We start from the raw sequence: 16912 nt of genomic DNA on the forward strand, positions 1-16912 counted from the left end.
TTACGGGCGGGCTTGCTGCTCGGTGCTACGGGAGGCGGTGCCGCCGCCGGAGGCGGAGCCGCTGCCGGAGGGGATGTCGGCCGCGGACTCGACGATGGGCACGACGGTGCCGAGCTCCAGCAGGTCGATGGTCAGCCGCACGGCGGTGTTGGACCGCGGGGCGACCACGTGCAGTGGGACGCCGGCGGCGGCGGCCCTGCGCGCGAGCCGCACGAGCTCCCGGGCGCCGGACGAGTCCATGAAGATCGTGGGGGTGAGATCGAGGACGAGGGCGCGAGGACCGGCAGCGAGCTGCGCCTCGACCGCGGCCGCCAGCTGCGGCGCGGCGGCAAGATCTAGTTCGCCCCGTACCGTGAGCGCCGGACGCCCGGCGACGGTCGTCCGTTGCATCTCGAACAGCACGAAAACGGCTCCTCACCGGCGACGACCCTGCTCCCGAGAGGGTAGTCCTGACCCACCGGCGGGCCTCGTGCGACCGGGAAGCGGTGACGCGCGAGCGGCTGGCGGCGCCGCGCGGGGAACCCGTGGTGCTCCTGCGGTCCGGCAGCCGGGTGGCCGACGAGCCGGCCCGCTCGGTGGGGCGGTGACGCAGCGCTCGGTGCGACACCGTGTCCCGTCGTCGGCCGCTCAGCCGCCGGCGTTGGCGGGACGGGCCGCGACGAGCTCTGCCAGGGCCTGACCCCACCGGCGGGCGCGGTCGGCCTCGCCGTCGACGAGCGGGCCCTTCGTGTCGGTGACGAAGAAGTGCTCGGCCGGTGCGGCGAGGGTGGCGCCGAGGCGGCGGAGGAGCTTCTCCTCCGTCCTCGCGGCGTGGTCCAGCTTCGTGATCAGCGTCGGTCGGTCCATCCGGGTGTCGAAGGCGGCCGCGCTGATCGCCCGGGGCAGTTGGACCATGTCCAGCCACTCGTGCAGCCCGAACCCGGTGTCGGGGATCTGGGCGCCGTGGTCCCTGACGGCACCCTCGCGGGTGGACCTCCTCGGCATGCTGAAGGCGTGGTTGGGCCCGCCGACGACGAGCATCCGCACGTCGGCCGGCACCTGCGTCGGCGCCTCCCGGGCGGAGGCGACGTCGACGGGTAACCGGGTCGCCAGGCCCTCCGCGACCGCCAGGGCGATCTGCTTGGCGTCGCCGAACACCGACTCGTAGACGACCAGGGCTCGGTTCATGGGTCGCTCACCGCCTCCGTGGTGGGCTCCCGACGGTAGAGCCGCGTTCCCCACCGTGGGGCCTCCGTCGTCACGGCTCGACCGTTCGATCATCGGCCGGCCGCTCACAGACCGGGAACGCAGTCCCCCTGGCCGAGCTCCACCAGCCCGGTGAGATCGCCGTCCGAGTAGTCGAGCGCGTGGCTCGTCGTCGGGAACATGAGCTGACCGGCGTCCGACACGTGGTCCAGCCCCACGAGGTGGCCCAGTTCGTGCAGGATCACCGCTCGCGCGACCGCGGCGCCACCGCTGACGGTGAGCATGTGCGCGAACTCCGCGGCGTCGAGGGCGACGGCACCTGTGACGTAGACCTGCGGCCCACCGGGCAGCGACATCCACTGGCTGCCGGCCTCCCCGGCCACATCGGTGACGAAGTCCGGGTTCTCCTGCTCGGTCTCCCACGTGATCAGGACCGGTGCCCACCTGTCCCCGTAGCGCTCCGGCTGGAACGGCTCCCTGTCCCGCGACGGCGGTTCGTCGGTGGCGCCGTCGTGGACGAACTGCAGTCCGGTGACCGCGGAGAGGCGGTCGACGGCGTCGTGCAGGATCTGCTCGCCGCCGACCGGGGCGTTGTCCGGCCGGACGACGTAGTGGATCGGCCGGCAGGGGTCGTACGCGACCGGCCCGCTCCCGTCCCGCTGGAGGGCGACGAAGGCGTAGGAGCCGTCGGCGACGGGAGCGGGTCCGGGAGCGCCGAGTGGTTCGTCGGCGGCGCCGACACCCGGCGTCGGGTGCCGGGACCCCGGCCCCGCTGCCCAGGGGGCGCCGACCCGGAAGTCGGGTGCGACGAGCACCGCCGCGCCGGCGGTCAGCGCGACGGCGACCAGCGCCATCAGGACGCCCCGGACCCGCGGGCGGCGTCGGATCGCTGACGCCGGTGGCGGGGACCAGGCGCGCCCCGACGACGACTCGACCGGCCGTCCCGCGGCCTCGTCCCGGACCCACTGCGGGATCCGGCCGGTTGCCGAGGCGCGCAGCGGACCCGACCCGTCGTACCCGTGACCGTCCATCAACCGCCGTCCCCCTCGTCGTGTGACCCCTCGGGTCTACGGGGAGTGCGGGCGCTCGCTGAAGGGACCAGCGGCTGCACACCACCCGATGGGGCCATGCGGCCGATGGACCCCGCCGCTCGCAGGACCGGAAGGTCGTCGAGGATGACGGGCGTGAGCGCACCCGTGGACGACACCGCTCTGACCGCCAACGCCTTCACCGTCGCCGTCCGCGAGGCCGGTCACCGGCTCGCCGGGATCGCCGAGCGGACGCCGCTGCAGCCCAACGCCCGGCTGTCCGCGCGCACCGGTGCCGATGTGTGGGTCAAGCGCGAGGACCTCCAGGTCGGCCGTTCCTACAAGATCCGCGGCGCCTACAACACGATCAGCCGGCTGGACGACGCCGCGCGCTCGGCGGGTGTGGTCTGCGCCAGTGCCGGCAACCACGGGCAGGGGGTCGCCTACGCCTGCCGGGCCCTCCAGGTGCGCGGGCGCGTGTTCGTGCCGGGGACGACGCCGCGGCAGAAGCGGGAGCGGATCGCCTCCCTCGGTGGCGACATGGTGGAGCTCGTCGTCATCGGTGACTCCTACGACGAGGCGGCCGCCGCGGCCGGGACGTTCGCGCGCGAGAGCGGCGCCGCGCTCGTGCCCGCCTTCGACGCGCTGTCCACCGTGACCGGTCAGGCGACGGTCGCCGTGGAGATCCTCGAGCAGCTCGGCGCACCGCCGGACGTCGTCGTCCTCCCGGTCGGCGGCGGTGGGCTGCTGGCCGGCTGCGGCACCTGGCTGCGGATCCACTCCCCCGACACCCGGCTGGTCGGCGTGGAGCCCGCGGGGGCGGCGAACATGGCCGCGGCGCTGGCCGCCGGTCAGCCGGTCGACCTGCCCGAGATCGACACGTTCGTCGACGGCGCCGCCGTCCGCCGGGCGGGAGCCGTCACGTATCCGCTGGTGCGCGACTCCGGTGCCGAGCTGCTCACCGTCCCCGAGGGACAGATCTGCACCGAGATGCTGGACCTGTACCAGGTCGACGGGGTGATCGCCGAGCCCGCCGGCGCCCTCTCCTCCGCCGCCCTCAGCGGTGGACTCGTGACCGTCGAGCCCGGCCAGACCGTCGTCTGCCTGCTGTCGGGCGGCAACAACGACGTCAGCCGCTACGCCGAGGTGGTCGAGCGGTCGCTGGTCCACCGGGGGCTCAAGCACTACTTCCTGGTGGAGTTCCCGCAGGAGCCCGGCGCGCTGCGCCGCTTCCTCGACGAGGTGCTCGGACCCGACGACGACATCGTGCTGTTCGAGTACGTGAAGCGCGACAACCGCGAGACCGGTGCCGCGCTGACCGGCATCGAACTCGGCAGACCCGACGGGCTGTCGGACCTGCTGGCCCGCATCGAGGCCAGCCCCCTCCGCATCCAGCACGTCGCGCCGGGGACGACGGCCTACCGCTTCCTCGTCTAGTCAGAGCCAGGTCGGCGGCGGTGGGACGTCGCCGCTGAGACCCGATGCGTCGGAGCGGGTCAACCAGGCGGCGACCGCGGTCACCGGTCCCTCGACCCTCGTGCCGCCGTTCCCCCAGGTCCGGTCGACGTCGGTGGCCACGACGGTGACCTCGGGTGCCTGGTCGCGGGCAGCGAACAGCCCGAGGACGTCGTCGACGAGGGCGGTGCAGACGTCGGCCGGGACGTCGGCGAAGGCGAGGTCGCTGCGCAGGTCGACCCCGTGCACCCACACCTCCTTGGTCCGCATCCACGGCACCGCGGACGCCGGCACGGCGGCGCCCTGCCCGTTGCGCACCGTCGCCGTCCACGCCTCGGCGGGCATGCTCTCGACGGCGGTGGTGAGCCGGTCGGACGCGGCCGCGTAGTCGCTGCGCAGCTCGGCGGCCGGCAGGGCGGCGGTCGCCTCGATGCCTGCGTCCCGGGCGGCACGGGAGGGGTACATCGGCGTCTCGACGCCGGTCCGCGCCCAGGTGAGCAGGTTGACCAGCGCGTCGGCGTTGCGGGCCAGGTGCGCGACGACGTGGGCCCGGGACCAGTCGGGAAGGGCCGAGTCCGCGGCCAGCTCGGCGTCGGTCAGCCGGTGGACCATGCGGGAGGCGATCAGCTCGCCGTCGGCCCACCAGCGGAGTGCCTGCTCGGGGCTCGGGGTGTGGCTCACGTCGCCGAATCTAGGCCGACTCCAGGCGAGGGGCTCCCCCAGGAGGGGTGCGTGCGACCGCTGGGGCGCGAGGGGGCGCGTTCCGTGTCGCAGCCGCGGCGCCGGCTCCCCGCGCCATAGCTTCCGGTCGACTGCCCGTGTCCGGCCCCGGAGAAGATCATGGTCGCCCGTCCCACCTCACAGCTCCAGCGGATCGCCGCCGGCGTCGCCGCGGGTGTCGTCCTGCTGTTCGTCATCGGCGGGATCGCCACGCAGGGCGTGACCGGCGGCCTCGCGATGGCCGGCGTCGCCGCCCTGCTCCTCGGTGCGGGCGCCGCCGTCGCCGGCCACGCGCGGTGGGCGTTCATCGCCAGCCGCCGCGTCGCCGGGATCGTGGCCACCGCCGGGGTCGTCGCCCTCGCGGTGGCGGGCGCCACCGCCACTCCGACGACGCCGACCGCCGGGGCGCGCGCTCCGGTCACGGAGACGGTCGAGCCCGCCGCACCGACGACGCAGGCGGAGGAGGCCGCAGAGTCTGCGCTCGCCGAGGCGGAGACGGCCGAGAAGACGGTGGCCACCGACGCGCTCGCCCGGTCCACCGGGGTGCTCGACGACGCCGCCGCCGAGGCCGCCGTCGGCTCGGCGGACCGGACGACGGCGCTGGCCGCCCTCGCCGCGGTCGAGGTCAAGGGTCGTGCACCCCGTACCGGCTACGACCGCGACAACTTCGGCTCGGGCTGGGTCGACACCGACCGCAACGGCTGCGACACCCGCAACGACATCCTGGCGCGCGACCTCGAGAACGAGACCTTCAAGGCCGGCACACGCAACTGCGTCGTCCTGACCGGCACGCTGGCCGACCCGTACTCCGGCCGGTCGATCGCCTTCCAGCGCGGGCAGGGCACCAGCGACGACGTCCAGATCGACCACGTCGTCGCGCTGTCGGACGCCTGGCAGAAGGGCGCGCAGAACCTCGACCCGGCCCGGCGGGTCGCCTTCGGCAACGACCCGCTGAACCTGCTCGCCGTCGACGGCCCCCTCAACATGCAGAAGGGCGACGGGGATGCGGCGACCTGGCTGCCCCCGAACCGGGGGTACCGCTGCGCGTACGTGGCGCGGCAGGTGGCCGTCAAGGTGAGCTACGGCCTCTGGATGACGCAGGCGGAGAAGAACGCCATCGCCACGGTCCTCACGTCGTGCCCGGAGGAGCCACTGCCCGGTGGGGTCGTCGCCCAGGTCCCTGAGCGCGTCCAGCCGCCGGCGCCCGCCCCCGCCCCGGCTCCCGTCCCGGCTCCCGCGCCTGCGCCCGCTCCGGCTCCCGCGCCGGTCCCGGCTCCTGTTCCGGCCCCCGCTCCCGCGCCTGCGCCACCCGCGCCCGGCCCCTACTACGAGAACTGCTCCGCGGCCCGGGCTGCGGGGGCGGCGCCGGTCCGGGTCGGACAGCCCGGCTACGGCCGGCACCTCGATCGGGACGGCGACGGGGTCGGCTGCGAGTGAGGCCGATCCGCTCGGATGGCCGGTCGGTCAGCCGCCGAGCGCCGTCACCATGTTCATGACGGTGCGCATCTGCGGGCCCAGCTTGTTCGCGTAGTCGACGTCCCGCGGGCCGAGGTAGCCCCACCAGTCCCAGCAGCCCCTGGGGTTGTAGATGGCGGGGCCCTCGTCCGGCCGGGCCTGCGGGTAGAGGACGACGAACCGGTTGGTGTCGGCGTAGGCGTTCAGGCCGGAGTTCCGGGCGAAGGTGTCGCCGATCTGCTCCGCCGTCTGCTGGCAGCCGTGCAGCGCGACCACCACCTTGCACTCCGCGCCCCGGGCGCAGACGTCCGGCGTGTAGACGTAGCCGGTGCTGCCCATGCCGATGGCGGGCCCGCCGGAGCGGGTGACGTCGCCGTTGCCGAGACTCGGGGCCACCGCGTAGCGGTCCTGGTCGAAGGCATCGAGCGTGCCCCGCGGCGTGCCGGTGTTGGGCGCCTTCACCGAGCCGAACATGGTGCGCAGCGAGTCGGCCTGGGCGTCGTAGGGCGAGCAGTCGTTGATGTAGGGCGCCGCGGTCCGGTCGCAGGGGACCGGGCCCAGCGGGCTGATCCAGCCGTGGCCGGCGGCCAGGTCGTCGCGGTAGGTCAGCGGGACGCCGTAGTGCGCGTAGAAGTCGGCCAGGTTGTCGGCGACGGGGCGGACGACGGTCGGGTCGAGCGTGCCGTGGAAGAAGTACGTGGGGATCCGCGCCAGGTTCGACAGCGGGTCGATCTTCCCCTCGCGCTCGTACCGCTCGGTGACGTCGTGGATGACCGGCATCGACGTCGGGACGTTGTAGGCCGTGCACGACTGCAGGGCGACGACGACGCTGTTCATGGCGCACCAGTAGGGCCCGGCGCTGAAGATCGCGGCGCCGGCGATCCGGCTGGAGTGGGCCACCTGCAGCTGCGTGGCCATGTAGCCGCCGGAGGAAATGCCGGCGACGTAGGTGCCGGTGACGTCGAGCCGTGGCAGCCCGCCGTCACCGGCCCGCTCCGGTGCCGCAGCGGCGGTCGTGGTCAGCCCGGCGAGCACGACGAGGACCGCGGTCGCGAGGACGGCGAGACGACGTCCGGTCCGGGGCGAGCGGGTGCGGGTGCGCATCGGTTCTCCTGCGGGGCGTCGTCGGGCACAGGTGGGGCGCGTCAGGGGGACCAACGACGTCGGCCCGGGTCAGGTGACGCAGGAGCCGGGTGGTTCACGCGGTGGAGGTCAGCCCTGGGGGCCGGTGGCGTCCGCTGCTCCGGGTCGCCTGCTCTCGGGACCCTCCCCCGCGCCGCCCTCCGGGACATGGGTGACGTCGTCGGACATGCCGCCCTGCGCCGCGCGCGGTGACTGCTCGGGAGCGGCGGTCACCTGGTCCTTCTCGGGGCGCTCGCCGGGCACGCCCTCCTCCTTGCTCGGGTCGTTGACGCCGCCGTAGGGACGGCCGGTTTCGGTCATCACTGCACTCCCTCGTCCGAGTCGTGCGCTGCTCTCCGGTCATAGCCGTGATGGCCCCGACGCAACCCGCCGGGCGACAGCTTGTCCGCGGGATTTCCCCGGTGTCCGGTGGCGTGATCCGGTCGGAGCACGGAGCGCTCGTCGGCGTGGTCCCTCACGAGGCGTGCCGCCGCGCCGCCACCGAAGAGATTACGGAGCGCAACTGTGGCCCAGGTCTCGATCGGCGGCGCTCGGGGCCGGCCATCGGATAGGCGGTGGTGAGGGGCTCACCACCGTCCGACGGTGAGCCGGTGAGCGTCGCTGCGGAGCCCCGTCGTGCCGGTCGGACCCCTGCTGCGGACCGCCCAGTACGTCCCTACCGTTCTCGCCGTCCGGCCGGGCCCCCACCGTCACCGACCGCGTGACTCCCCCGCCGGACGCCGCCGAACCGGGCGTGAGCGCTGCTGACGCCCGGACCGGGGACCCACCGCAGTACTGGGGTGAAGCGCGGGCCGGAGTGAGATCCGGCGCGCCGGGCGAGTTCCCCGCCCGAACCCGACAGCTAACTCGGTAGGCGGCTGTGGAGAACAGGAGATCCGTCGTCCATGACGACTACCCGCATGCCCAGATCCGGTTCACTTCCCGCCGTCCGGCGGGCCGCCCTCGTGCTCCTCGCGGGCGCCGGAGTCGCCCTCAGTCCCCTCCCCGCCCAGGCGGCCGCTGGGGGTGGTGGCCCGTCCTCCGCCGCGGTGGCGGCCGCCCCGGCCGCCGCTGCGGCCAGCTCCGCCGCACAGACCGTCGTCAGCACCGCGCTGGCCCAGAAGGGCAAGCCCTACGTCTGGGCCGGCGCCGGCCCCAACTCCTACGACTGCTCCGGGTTGACGCAGCGCGCCTTCGCGGCGGCCGGCGTCAAGCTCCCGCACTCGTCCCGCATGCAGTCGAAGATGGGCGCGCCGGTGTCGCGGAACGCCCTGCGTCCCGGTGACCTGGTGTTCTTCTACAACCCGGTCAGCCACGTCGGCATCTACATCGGCAACGGGCAGATGGTGCACGCGCCGAGGGCCGGGGACGTCGTCAAGGTCTCGAGCTTCGACCGCATGCCGGGCTTCCACTCGGCCCGCCGGCTCGCCTGAGATCGCCCGGGTGCCCCGGCCGTTCGGGGCACCCGGGCCCTGCCCTCCGCCGGATCAGGCGGGGGTGAGCACTCGCACGGGTGTGCCGGCCAGGAAGGCGGCGACGTCCTCCACGGCCTCGCGGTAGAAGACCTCGTAGGTGCCGCGGGTGACGTAGCCCAGGTGCGGCGTCAGGACGGCGCGACGCAGGTCCCGCAGCGGGTGGTCGCGCGGCAGCGGCTCCTGGTCGTACACGTCGATGCCCGCACCGGCGATGCGTCCCTCGCGGAGGACGTCGATGAGGGCGCCCTCCTCGACGATGGGGCCTCGGCTGGTGTTCACGAAGACGGCGGTGTGCTTCATCAGGGCGAAGTCGTCGGCGGTGATGAGGCCGCGGGTGCGCCTGGACCAGAGCAGGTGGACGGTGACGACGTCGGCGGTGGCGAACAGCTCGTCCCTCTCGACACGGCGGACGCCGTGCTCGGCGGCGCGCTCGTCGGTGAGGTTCTGGCTCCAGGCGACGACGTCCATGCCGAAGGCCCGGCCCACCGTGGCGACCTGGGTGCCGATCCGCCCGAGGCCGACGACGCCGAGCGTGTGCCCCGAGAGGTCGCCGCCGATGGTCTGCTGCCAACCGCCGGCGCGCATGCCGGCGTCCTCCTGCGGGATGTGGCGGAGGGTCGCGAGGATCAGGCCCCAGGTGAGTTCCGGCGTGGCCGTCGCGTGGGAGCCGGTGCCGCAGACGGTGATGCCCAGGGCGGAGGCGGCCTCGACGTCGATGGACTTGTTCCGCATCCCGGTGGTCACCAGCAACTGGAGGTTGGGCAGCCGCTCCAGCACCTCCCGCGGAAAGCGCGTGCGCTCCCGCATGGCGAGGACGACGTCGAAGATCTGGAGCCGGGCGACGAGGGCGTCGGGCTCGGCGACGTGGTCGTGGAACTCGACGACCTCGAGGGACTCGGGAACCTGCGACCAGTCGGTGAACGTGTGCGCCACGGACTGGTAGTCGTCGAGGACGGCGATGCGGTGCATGGGTGTGGGTCTACTGCACGGAGGCCCTCGCGCGACAGACGACGGCCCCCGCCCGCGGTGTGCGGGCAGGGGCCGATGCCTGTCAGGGTCAGTAGGAACCGCCGGTGCGGCCGGTGCCACCCTTGTTCTTGTTCTGGAAGTCCGCGATCATCTTCTTGATCTTGGCCTGGTTCTGCGGCTTGCGGGCCTCCTGCAGCACCTTCGCCGCGACGCCCGACGCGATGAGCTTCCGGATCATGCCTGCCATGTTCGCCTCCTCGTGGTTGACCGACCCCCTCGGTGCCCGAACGAACGGGGGGCCAACCACGCTCCCGTCCGTGTCGACCGATCGTGCGAGTCGCTGGGTGAGGATGTCCTCATGCCGCTGACGATGCACCGCTCCCATCGGGTCGCCGGCGCCCTCGTCGGGTCTGCCGTCGGTGATGCGCTCGGGGCTCCGTTCGAGTTCGGTCCGCCCGGCCAGTTCTCGGCCCGCTTCCCCACGCCGGTCCGGGGCTCGCGGACGGAGATGTGCGGCGGCGGGTCGCTCGGGTGGGAGCCGGGCGAGTTCACCGACGACACCCAGATGGCACTACTGGTCGCCGAGTCGCTGCTGGAGAGCAACGGCCTCGACGAGGCGGATCTGTTCGACCGGTTCCTGCGCTGGGCGGCCGCCGACCCACCGGACATCGGCAACCAGACCCGCGCCGTGCTCACCTCCGGGCGGCCGTGGGACTCCGCGGCGGCCGAGCACTTCGCTTCGGGCGGCCGCGCCGCCGGCAACGGCTCGCTGATGCGGGCGACGCCGGCGGCGATCTGGTTCTCCCGGTTCGGCGCGGAGGCGTCCGCGGATGCCGCGCGACGGGTTTCTGCGCTGACGCACGGCGATCCGGCGGCCGGCGAGGGATGCGTGGTGTTCCACGAGCTGCTGCGGGTGGCGCTGGACGGCGGCGATCCCCTGGCCGCGGTTCCTGCTGCGCTGTCGCTGGTGGCGCCTGAGCACCGGGGAAAGTGGACGGCGGTGCTGGATCCGGGCTGGACGCCGGAGCAGGCGACGGAATCCAACGGTGCGGTGTGGCCGACGCTCGGCACTGCGGTGTGGGCGCTGCGGCACGGGCGCGACTTCGCCGACGCGATGCGGCTGGTGATCGACCTCGGCGGGGACACCGACACGGTGGCCTGCGTCGCCGGCGGGCTGGCGGGTGCGGTGTTCGGCATGGGCGGGATCCCGATGCGCTGGTCGTCGGCGGTGCACGGCTGGGTGCCCGGGTTCGGCGATCGACGGTGGGGGTTGGCGGATCTGCAGGAGCTCGCGGCGGCGCTCGACGGGAAGCCGCTGCAGCGGTACGAGCCGGGTGTCATCCCCCGGATCGGGCCGGCGGAGGTGCTACCGGGTATCTGGGCGGGCAACCTGGACGGCGCCCGGTACAGCGAGGAGGACTTCGCCGTCATCTCGCTGTGCCGGCTCGGCGACCCGTTCCCGCACGAGGTGCACCGCATGGCCTACATCGCGGACGACGACTACAACGCCGACGTCGACACCGTGCTGGCCGACGTCCTCGACGACATGGCGGCGCTGCGCGCAGAAGGCCACCGGCTGCTGGTGCACTGCCACGGCGGCGCCTCGCGGACCGGCCTGGTGCTGCGTGCCTGGCTGCGGCGGACCGAAGGCATGTCGGCGCAGGAGGCGACGGACCACGTCGCCGAACGCTGGCCGCACCTCGGCCTCTGGAACGCCAGCTTCACCGCCGCACTGGAACGGGTGAGCCCGTCGAGCCCGAGTGGCACTCCCTGAACATGCGAACCCGGTCTGCTGCCACGACCTGAAGGAAGCCGCATGCCCCCGACCAGCGACGTCCCGATCCTCCTGCTGGACGTCGACGGCGTGCTCAACGCGGCCCGCCTCGACCTGCCCGAGGGCTGGCGACGCGGCACGTTCAACGGGTTCGTGCTGTCGTGGGACCCGACCGTCACGGCCCGGCTGCGCGAGCTGCACGACTCCGGCCGGGTGGAGATCCAGTGGCTCACCACCTGGACGACGAACGCCGACCGGCTGCTGGCCGAGCCGATGGGGCTGCCGCGCGGGCTGAAGACCCACGCCCCGGCCGACGCGGCACCGACGGGTTTCCTCGGGCCGCTCGGTGGCCGGTCGGGCTGGTGGAAGCTGGAACTGGCCCGCGAGGTCGCCGAGGCGGAGCCGGACCGGCGGATCATCTGGATCGACGACGACCTGGCCGAGCAGGCCGCGGACACCGGTGACTGGCTCGCCGCCCATCCGCACGTGCTGGTGGTCGCCCCGGATCTGTTCGTCGGGCTCACCCACGAGCAGCTCGACGCGATCGAGGCGTGGCTGTGAGGGGAGCTTCGAGCCCCCTCACCAGGTGTCGACGTGCGGCCGCACCCGCCCGGCCGGCCGCGGCGTGTCCGCGACCTCCCGGGTGAGCGTGGTGATCCAGCGGCGGGTGTCGGCGGGGTCGATGACGTCGTCGATCTCCCAGTGCGCGGCGACGTTGAGCCCGGTGCCGTTCTCGTACGCGGCGGCGACGGCGGCCTCGTAGGCGGCCTGCCGCGCGTCGTCGTCCTCGATCGCCTCCAGTTCCCGACGCATGCCGAGCCGGACGGCGCCCTCCAGCCCCATCGGGCCGAACTCGCTGGTCGGCCAGCCGACGGCGAACCGCGGCACCTTCATGCTGCCGCCGGCCATCGCCTGCGCACCGAGCCCGTACGCCTTGCGGACGACGACCGTGCCGATCGGCACCGACAGGTTCGCGCCGATGACGAACAGCCGCGAGAAGTGCCGCACGGTCGCCGTCTTCTCCGACTCGGTGCCGACCATGAAGCGCGGGGTGTCGCAGAGGGAGACGACCGGGAGTCCGTGGGCGTCGCACAGCTGCAGGAAGCGGGCTGCCTTGTCGGCGGCGTCGGCGTCGATGGCCCCGCCGAGGTGGGTGGGCACGTTGGCGAGAACGCCGATCGGCGCGCCCTCGACCCGCGCGAGGGCGGTGATCATCCCGGTGCCCCAGCCGTCGCGGAGCTCGAGCACGCTGTCCTCGTCCGCGATCGCGTTCAGGACCGCGCGCATGTCGTAGACCCGCTTGCGGTTCTCGGGCACCAGGTGGCGCGCGAGCCGCGGGTCGGGCGCTGTCCAGTCGTCGACCGGACCCTGGAAGTAGGAGAGGTACCGCTTCGCCGCGGCGACGGCGGCGGCATCGTCGGCGACGCGGATGTCGACGACGCCGTTGGCGTGCTGAACGTCGATCGGGCCGATCTCCTCGGGGGCGACGACGCCGAGCCCGCCGCCCTCGATCATCGCCGGGCCGCCCATGCCGATGTTCGCGTCCTCGGTGGCGATGACGACGTCGCAGGTGCCGAGCAGCGCGGCGTTGCCCGCGAAGCACCGGCCGCTGGCGATGCCGACGGTCGGCACCAGGCCGGAGAGCCGGCCGAACAGCGTGAACGCCATGGTGTCGAGCGCGGAAACGACCGGGAGGTCGACGTCGCCCGGTCGCCCACCACCGCCCTCGGCGAACAGCACGACGGGCAGCCGGCGCTTCTCGGCGAGCTCGAACAGCCGGTCCTTCTTGAGGTGGCCGCGCATCCCCTGGGTGCCGGCCAGCACGGTGTAGTCGTAGGACACGACGACGGCCGCGCTGCGCTCCCGGCCGACCAGGTCGCCGTTGACGTCGGCGAGCCCGCCGACGACGCCGTCGGCCGGCGTCTTATGCTGGAGCTCCTCCCTGCTCCGGCGGCGCTCCTGCGCGGCGAAGACGAGCGGGCCGTACTCGAGGAAGCTGCCCTCGTCGACGAGGTCGGCGAGGTTCTCCCGCGCGGTGCGCCGTCCCTGGGCGTGCCGGCGCCGGACGGGGCCGGGGCGGTGCGCGTCGAGGCCCATCTCGTGGCGGCGGCGGACCTCCGCGAGGTCGGGGCGGTCGGCGTCGAGGTCGATCTCGCCGGCCTCGTGCTGGCGGTCCCCGTCGGAGTGCTCGACCGTGGCGAGCAGCTGGCGCTGGCGGCCGGCCTGCGTGCCCCGGAGGACGGGGACGCCCGCGGTCTCGGCAAGGGCCCGGGCGCGAACCTTGTCGCCGAAGAGGTCGAGGGTGCCGGGCGGTGGGCCGACGAACGTGAGGCCGGCTTTCGCGCAGGCGTCGGCCAGGGCGGGGTTCTCCGAGAGGAAGCCGTAGCCGGGGTGGAGCAGGTCGCAGCCCGTCGCGGTCGCGGCGGTGACCACCGCGGCCACGTCCAGGTAGGCGGCCGGGCCGGTGCCGGGGAGGACGTGGCTCTCGTCGGCGGCGGTGAGGTGCGCGGCGTCGGGCTCGTCGGCGGCGGTGACGGCGACGGAGGTGAGGCCCTCGGCGGCCGCGGCGCGGGCGAGGCGGACGGCGATCTCTCCGCGGTTGGCGATCAGCAGGCGGTCGGCCACCCGGCGATGCTCGCACGCCGCCACGGCAGCTCTGTGCCGGCCGTCACCGTGCGCTGCGGCCCCACGCACCGGGGTTCAGACGGGGACGGGCACCCCGATGACGATCTCGCTGTCATCGGGCCGGAACGTTCGCCATCGTCCGCCGGGATCTCGTTCGACGCGGAACCCGTGATGGACCTTGGTGTGGTGCCGTTCGCACAACAGGGCTGAGTTCTCGAGCGAGGTCTCCCCGCCGAAGATCCAGTGCTGGAGATGGTGGACGTCGCAGTAGTACTTCGGCGCGGCGCAGCCGGCGAAGACGCAGGCCTGGTCGCGGAGCTCGACGGCCTTGCGGAGATGCGGCGGCACGACCCGCTTGGTGCGGCCCATGTTCAGCGGCATGCCGTGCTCGTCGATGACGACCGGGGTGATGCTGCCGTCGCAGGCCAGCGCGCGTGCCGTGGCCGACGAGACGAGGCCCCCGAAGCCGGTGGTCGCGGCGGCCCGGCCGGTGGCCGGGTCGAGCAGGTCGTCGACCGGGATCGTGACGATGACGTTCGGCTTGACCGTCCGCAGGAACGGGAGGTCCCCGGAGGCCAGTTGGTTGTCGGCCAGCTGCACCATCGCGTCGGCGAGCTGCTGGGCGCGGGTCCGCATGTCGCCCCTGGGTCGGTCGGCCTGAGTGATCGCCTCCAGCGCCGCCTGCAGCTTCTCGCCGCCGATGGCGTCGAGCTGACCGCGGACGACAACGGTGCCGTCGGAGAACTTCGACAGGGTCAGCGACCGCTCGTCGGTGGGGTCGGGCTCGGGGCCGTCGGGGTCGAGGCGCGACAGGTAGTGGTGCACCACGCGGGTCAGCTGCGCGATCGCTCGCTCCGCGGCGACGGCGGCGAGGGTCCGGTCGACCTCGGCGAGGTCGATGTCCTGCGCCAGTGCCGCCGTCCGCCGGTCCTCCTTCACCACCGGCGCGACGACCGCGACCTGTTCGGCCGTCACGGCGCCGTCCTCGAATGCCGCTGCCAGGGCGGGAAGGTGCTCCAGCGCCCGGCCGTTCCGGACCAGCTGCCCGGCCGCGGCGGGGCTCAGCCGACCGTGGCCGCGCAGCCACGACTGCATGGACTTCAGGCCGTCGTCCTCGGGTGCCTGCTGGAGCTCCGCGGCACGTACCGAGCGGGCCAGCTGGGCGTCGAGACGGTTCCGTGCCTCGAGGATCTCGGTGATCCGGTCGAGCTGCTGCCGCGGTGCGAGGCTGCGGACGTCGTCCGCGGCGAGGGCGTCGAGGGCCGACTGCAACTCACCCATCGCCACCTCCCCAGCCGTCGAACGTGTGTACGAATGCTATCGCGACATGGATGCTCTCGCACCATGAATCCACAGGTCAGAGGCGAGATTTCCCCGCGACCGGCCGCTCCGTCTCGTCGGGAGGCGGCAAGACCCGTAGCGTCCCCACCCATGGCGGATCAAGCGTTCCGGACGGTGCTCGAGGGCGGTTCGTACTTCGAGGGGCCGCGGTGGCACGACGGCGAGTGGTGGGTCTCGGACTTCTACCGGCACACCGTCAGCCGGGTGACTCCTGGAGCCGGCGAGACCGTCGTCCTCGAGGTGGAGAACCAGCCCTCGGGGCTCGGCTGGCTGCCGGACGGCTCGCTGCTCGTCGTCTCGATGAAGGACCACCGGCTGCTGCGGGTGTCCGACGGGGAGGTGTCGACGCACGCCGACCTCTCGCACGTCTGCGGCGGACACCTCAACGACATGGTGGTCGACGCGTCCGGCCGGGCGTTCGTGGGCGACTTCGGCTTCGACCTGATGGGCGGCGGCGCGCCGGCCCAGGCGTCGCTGAAGCGGGTCGACCCGGACGGCACCGTCACCGTGGTGGCTGAGGGCCTGCGCTTCCCGAACGGCTCGGTGATCACTCCGGACGGCGGCACGCTGATCGTCGGCGAGACGTGGGGCAACCGCTTCTCCGCCTTCGACATCGCCGCGGACGGCTCGCTGGGCAACCGGCGGGTGTGGGCGGAGTTGGGACCCATGCCGGTGGGCGGCTCGATCCAGGAGCTGCTGGGCCAGATCGTCGTCGCCCCCGACGGGTGCACGCTGGACGCCGAGGGGCACGTCTGGGTCGCCGACGGGTTCCGGTCGCGAGTGCTGCGCGTCGCGCCCGGCGGGGCGATCGTCGACGAGATCGCCGCGCCTGACGGGATGGGCGTCTACGCCTGCGCGCTCGGTGGGGACGACGGCCGCACGCTGCTGATGTGCTGCGCACCGGACTTCTACGAGCACACGCGGGCGCCGGTGCGCGAGGCGGTGCTGGTGTCGACGGAGGTCGCCGTCCCGCACGCTGGCCTGCCCTGACGTCCCTGCTCGTTCCCGCCGACGCACGTTCGGGATCAGAATCCGGGCGGTGCAGTGGCGCGGGTAGGAGGTGCGGCGATGGGGCGGCGGAAGGCCGGGAAGTACCCGTTCGACTACACCGACGGGGATGACCGTCGGCTTGCCGACAGTGGTGTCGGCGGCACGCTGCGCGTGCTCCACGGGCCGGGCCGGGGCATGGGGGTGACCGACGGCGTCGTATGCCAGGTACAGGTGCTCACGGAAGGTGATGTGCTGGGCGAGTCCACCGCCGGGAAGTTCGGCAAGGAACATCGCCTGCGGGGTACCGCCCCCGGCGACCGGGTCACCGTCACGGTGACGGCACGCTTCGATGCCGACGACGCGTGCGGCTGCGGGTCGCCCGACTGCGATCCGGTACCGGACGAGCTCATCACGACCCACGACGTCGTGCTCACCGGCGACCTGAGGGACGTCGTCCGCTTCGGTGTCGGACCCGCGTGGGCACAGGTGGCGGCGGTCGACACGGGCGAGCTGAACCCCAACGCGGTCGACCCGGCCGCGTGCCGCTGGGGCGCGGGAGTCCGGCTCCGTGGCGCCCGCCTGGCTGAGGACACACCGGCCGGGTAGACGGACGGCGTCCCCCGTTCCTCCTCGGGTTTCGCTGCTCGACGTCGACGGCCGTCGCGCCCCGCCGTCGGCTGGTCCGACGAGGGGCGCGGATCGGGGCACCTGCGCGGACGTCCAGGTGCGCGAGGTCGCCCTGCTGGAGTCCGCGTCGGCCAGACCGCGATCCA

General features: G+C 73.6%; 17 protein-coding genes and 1 riboswitch. Of the genes, 7 read left to right on the plus strand and 10 right to left on the minus strand.

Annotation, left to right across the window (positions count from 1 at the left end; all coding sequences use genetic code 11):
- The 3 genes from CHB94_RS03060 to CHB94_RS03070 form a co-directional block, all read right to left on the minus strand.
- Complete coding sequence (locus CHB94_RS03060; protein ID WP_089335099.1) at positions 1-402, minus strand: STAS domain-containing protein; 402 nt, start codon at positions 400-402, stop codon at positions 1-3.
- Between the two features lie 225 nt (positions 403-627).
- Complete coding sequence (locus CHB94_RS03065; RefSeq protein ID WP_089335100.1) at positions 628-1167, minus strand: hypothetical protein; 540 nt, start codon at positions 1165-1167, stop codon at positions 628-630.
- Between the two features lie 104 nt (positions 1168-1271).
- The gene (locus tag CHB94_RS03070) at positions 1272-2216 is read right to left on the minus strand and encodes a matrixin family metalloprotease (protein WP_089335101.1); all 945 of its coding nucleotides are present in this window, start codon (positions 2214-2216) and stop codon (positions 1272-1274) included.
- Between the two features lie 153 nt (positions 2217-2369).
- On the opposite strand from CHB94_RS03070, the gene ilvA reads away from it, so the two are divergent.
- Positions 2370-3650, plus strand: a complete 1281-nt coding sequence (gene ilvA / locus CHB94_RS03075) for a threonine ammonia-lyase IlvA (RefSeq protein ID WP_254920364.1) — start codon at positions 2370-2372, stop codon at positions 3648-3650.
- Here the strand turns inward: ilvA and CHB94_RS03080 are convergent, their stop codons facing one another.
- On the minus strand, positions 3651-4349 hold the full coding sequence (locus tag CHB94_RS03080) for a maleylpyruvate isomerase N-terminal domain-containing protein (protein WP_089335103.1): 699 nt from the start codon (positions 4347-4349) through the stop codon (positions 3651-3653).
- A gap of 159 nt (positions 4350-4508) precedes the next feature.
- On the opposite strand from CHB94_RS03080, the gene CHB94_RS03085 reads away from it, so the two are divergent.
- Entirely contained in the window at positions 4509-5825 is a 1317-nt protein-coding gene (locus CHB94_RS03085) for a GmrSD restriction endonuclease domain-containing protein (protein WP_254920365.1), read from the plus strand.
- Positions 5826-5852: 27 nt separating this feature from the next.
- Here the strand turns inward: CHB94_RS03085 and CHB94_RS03090 are convergent, their stop codons facing one another.
- Positions 5853-6947: an extracellular catalytic domain type 2 short-chain-length polyhydroxyalkanoate depolymerase gene (locus tag CHB94_RS03090; RefSeq protein WP_089335104.1), complete on the minus strand. Its 1095-nt coding sequence runs from the start codon at positions 6945-6947 to the stop codon at positions 5853-5855.
- A gap of 108 nt (positions 6948-7055) precedes the next feature.
- The gene (locus CHB94_RS03095; protein ID WP_141137403.1) at positions 7056-7286 is read right to left on the minus strand and encodes a hypothetical protein; all 231 of its coding nucleotides are present in this window, start codon (positions 7284-7286) and stop codon (positions 7056-7058) included.
- Between the two features lie 410 nt (positions 7287-7696).
- Positions 7697-7858, plus strand: a riboswitch (cyclic di-AMP (ydaO/yuaA leader).
- Positions 7859-7870: 12 nt separating this feature from the next.
- Here CHB94_RS03095 and CHB94_RS03100 point away from each other — a divergent pair.
- On the plus strand, positions 7871-8398 hold the full coding sequence (locus CHB94_RS03100; protein ID WP_089335106.1) for a C40 family peptidase: 528 nt from the start codon (positions 7871-7873) through the stop codon (positions 8396-8398).
- A gap of 54 nt (positions 8399-8452) precedes the next feature.
- Here the strand turns inward: CHB94_RS03100 and CHB94_RS03105 are convergent, their stop codons facing one another.
- Complete coding sequence (locus CHB94_RS03105) at positions 8453-9409, minus strand: D-2-hydroxyacid dehydrogenase family protein (RefSeq protein ID WP_089335107.1); 957 nt, start codon at positions 9407-9409, stop codon at positions 8453-8455.
- Between the two features lie 88 nt (positions 9410-9497).
- Positions 9498-9656 (minus strand): hypothetical protein, encoded by a 159-nt coding sequence (locus CHB94_RS24930; protein WP_176445384.1) that lies wholly within the window; start codon positions 9654-9656, stop codon positions 9498-9500.
- Positions 9657-9767: 111 nt separating this feature from the next.
- On the opposite strand from CHB94_RS24930, the gene CHB94_RS03110 reads away from it, so the two are divergent.
- Positions 9768-11183: an ADP-ribosylglycohydrolase family protein gene (locus CHB94_RS03110; RefSeq protein WP_089335108.1), complete on the plus strand. Its 1416-nt coding sequence runs from the start codon at positions 9768-9770 to the stop codon at positions 11181-11183.
- A 42-nt stretch (positions 11184-11225) separates the two neighbouring features.
- The gene (locus CHB94_RS03115) at positions 11226-11744 is read left to right on the plus strand and encodes an HAD domain-containing protein (RefSeq protein ID WP_089335109.1); all 519 of its coding nucleotides are present in this window, start codon (positions 11226-11228) and stop codon (positions 11742-11744) included.
- Positions 11745-11762: 18 nt separating this feature from the next.
- On the opposite strand, the gene CHB94_RS03120 is transcribed toward CHB94_RS03115, so the two are convergent.
- On the minus strand, positions 11763-13808 hold the full coding sequence (locus CHB94_RS03120; RefSeq protein WP_089335110.1) for a carboxyl transferase domain-containing protein: 2046 nt from the start codon (positions 13806-13808) through the stop codon (positions 11763-11765).
- Positions 13809-13883: 75 nt separating this feature from the next.
- On the minus strand, positions 13884-15089 hold the full coding sequence (locus CHB94_RS03125; protein WP_089335111.1) for an HNH endonuclease signature motif containing protein: 1206 nt from the start codon (positions 15087-15089) through the stop codon (positions 13884-13886).
- Between the two features lie 150 nt (positions 15090-15239).
- Between CHB94_RS03125 and CHB94_RS03130 the strand changes: the two genes are divergently transcribed.
- Together CHB94_RS03130 and CHB94_RS03135 are read left to right on the plus strand one after the other, a co-directional pair.
- The gene (locus CHB94_RS03130; RefSeq protein WP_089335112.1) at positions 15240-16139 is read left to right on the plus strand and encodes an SMP-30/gluconolactonase/LRE family protein; all 900 of its coding nucleotides are present in this window, start codon (positions 15240-15242) and stop codon (positions 16137-16139) included.
- 78 nt (positions 16140-16217) lie between these two features.
- Positions 16218-16745, plus strand: coding sequence for a hypothetical protein (locus CHB94_RS03135; protein ID WP_089335113.1), 528 nt, complete (start codon positions 16218-16220; stop codon positions 16743-16745).
- Positions 16746-16912 lie beyond the last annotated feature (167 nt).

This window comes from Blastococcus mobilis (assembly GCF_900188025.1).
GTDB classification, from domain to species: Bacteria; Actinomycetota; Actinomycetes; order Mycobacteriales; family Geodermatophilaceae; genus Blastococcus_B; species Blastococcus_B mobilis.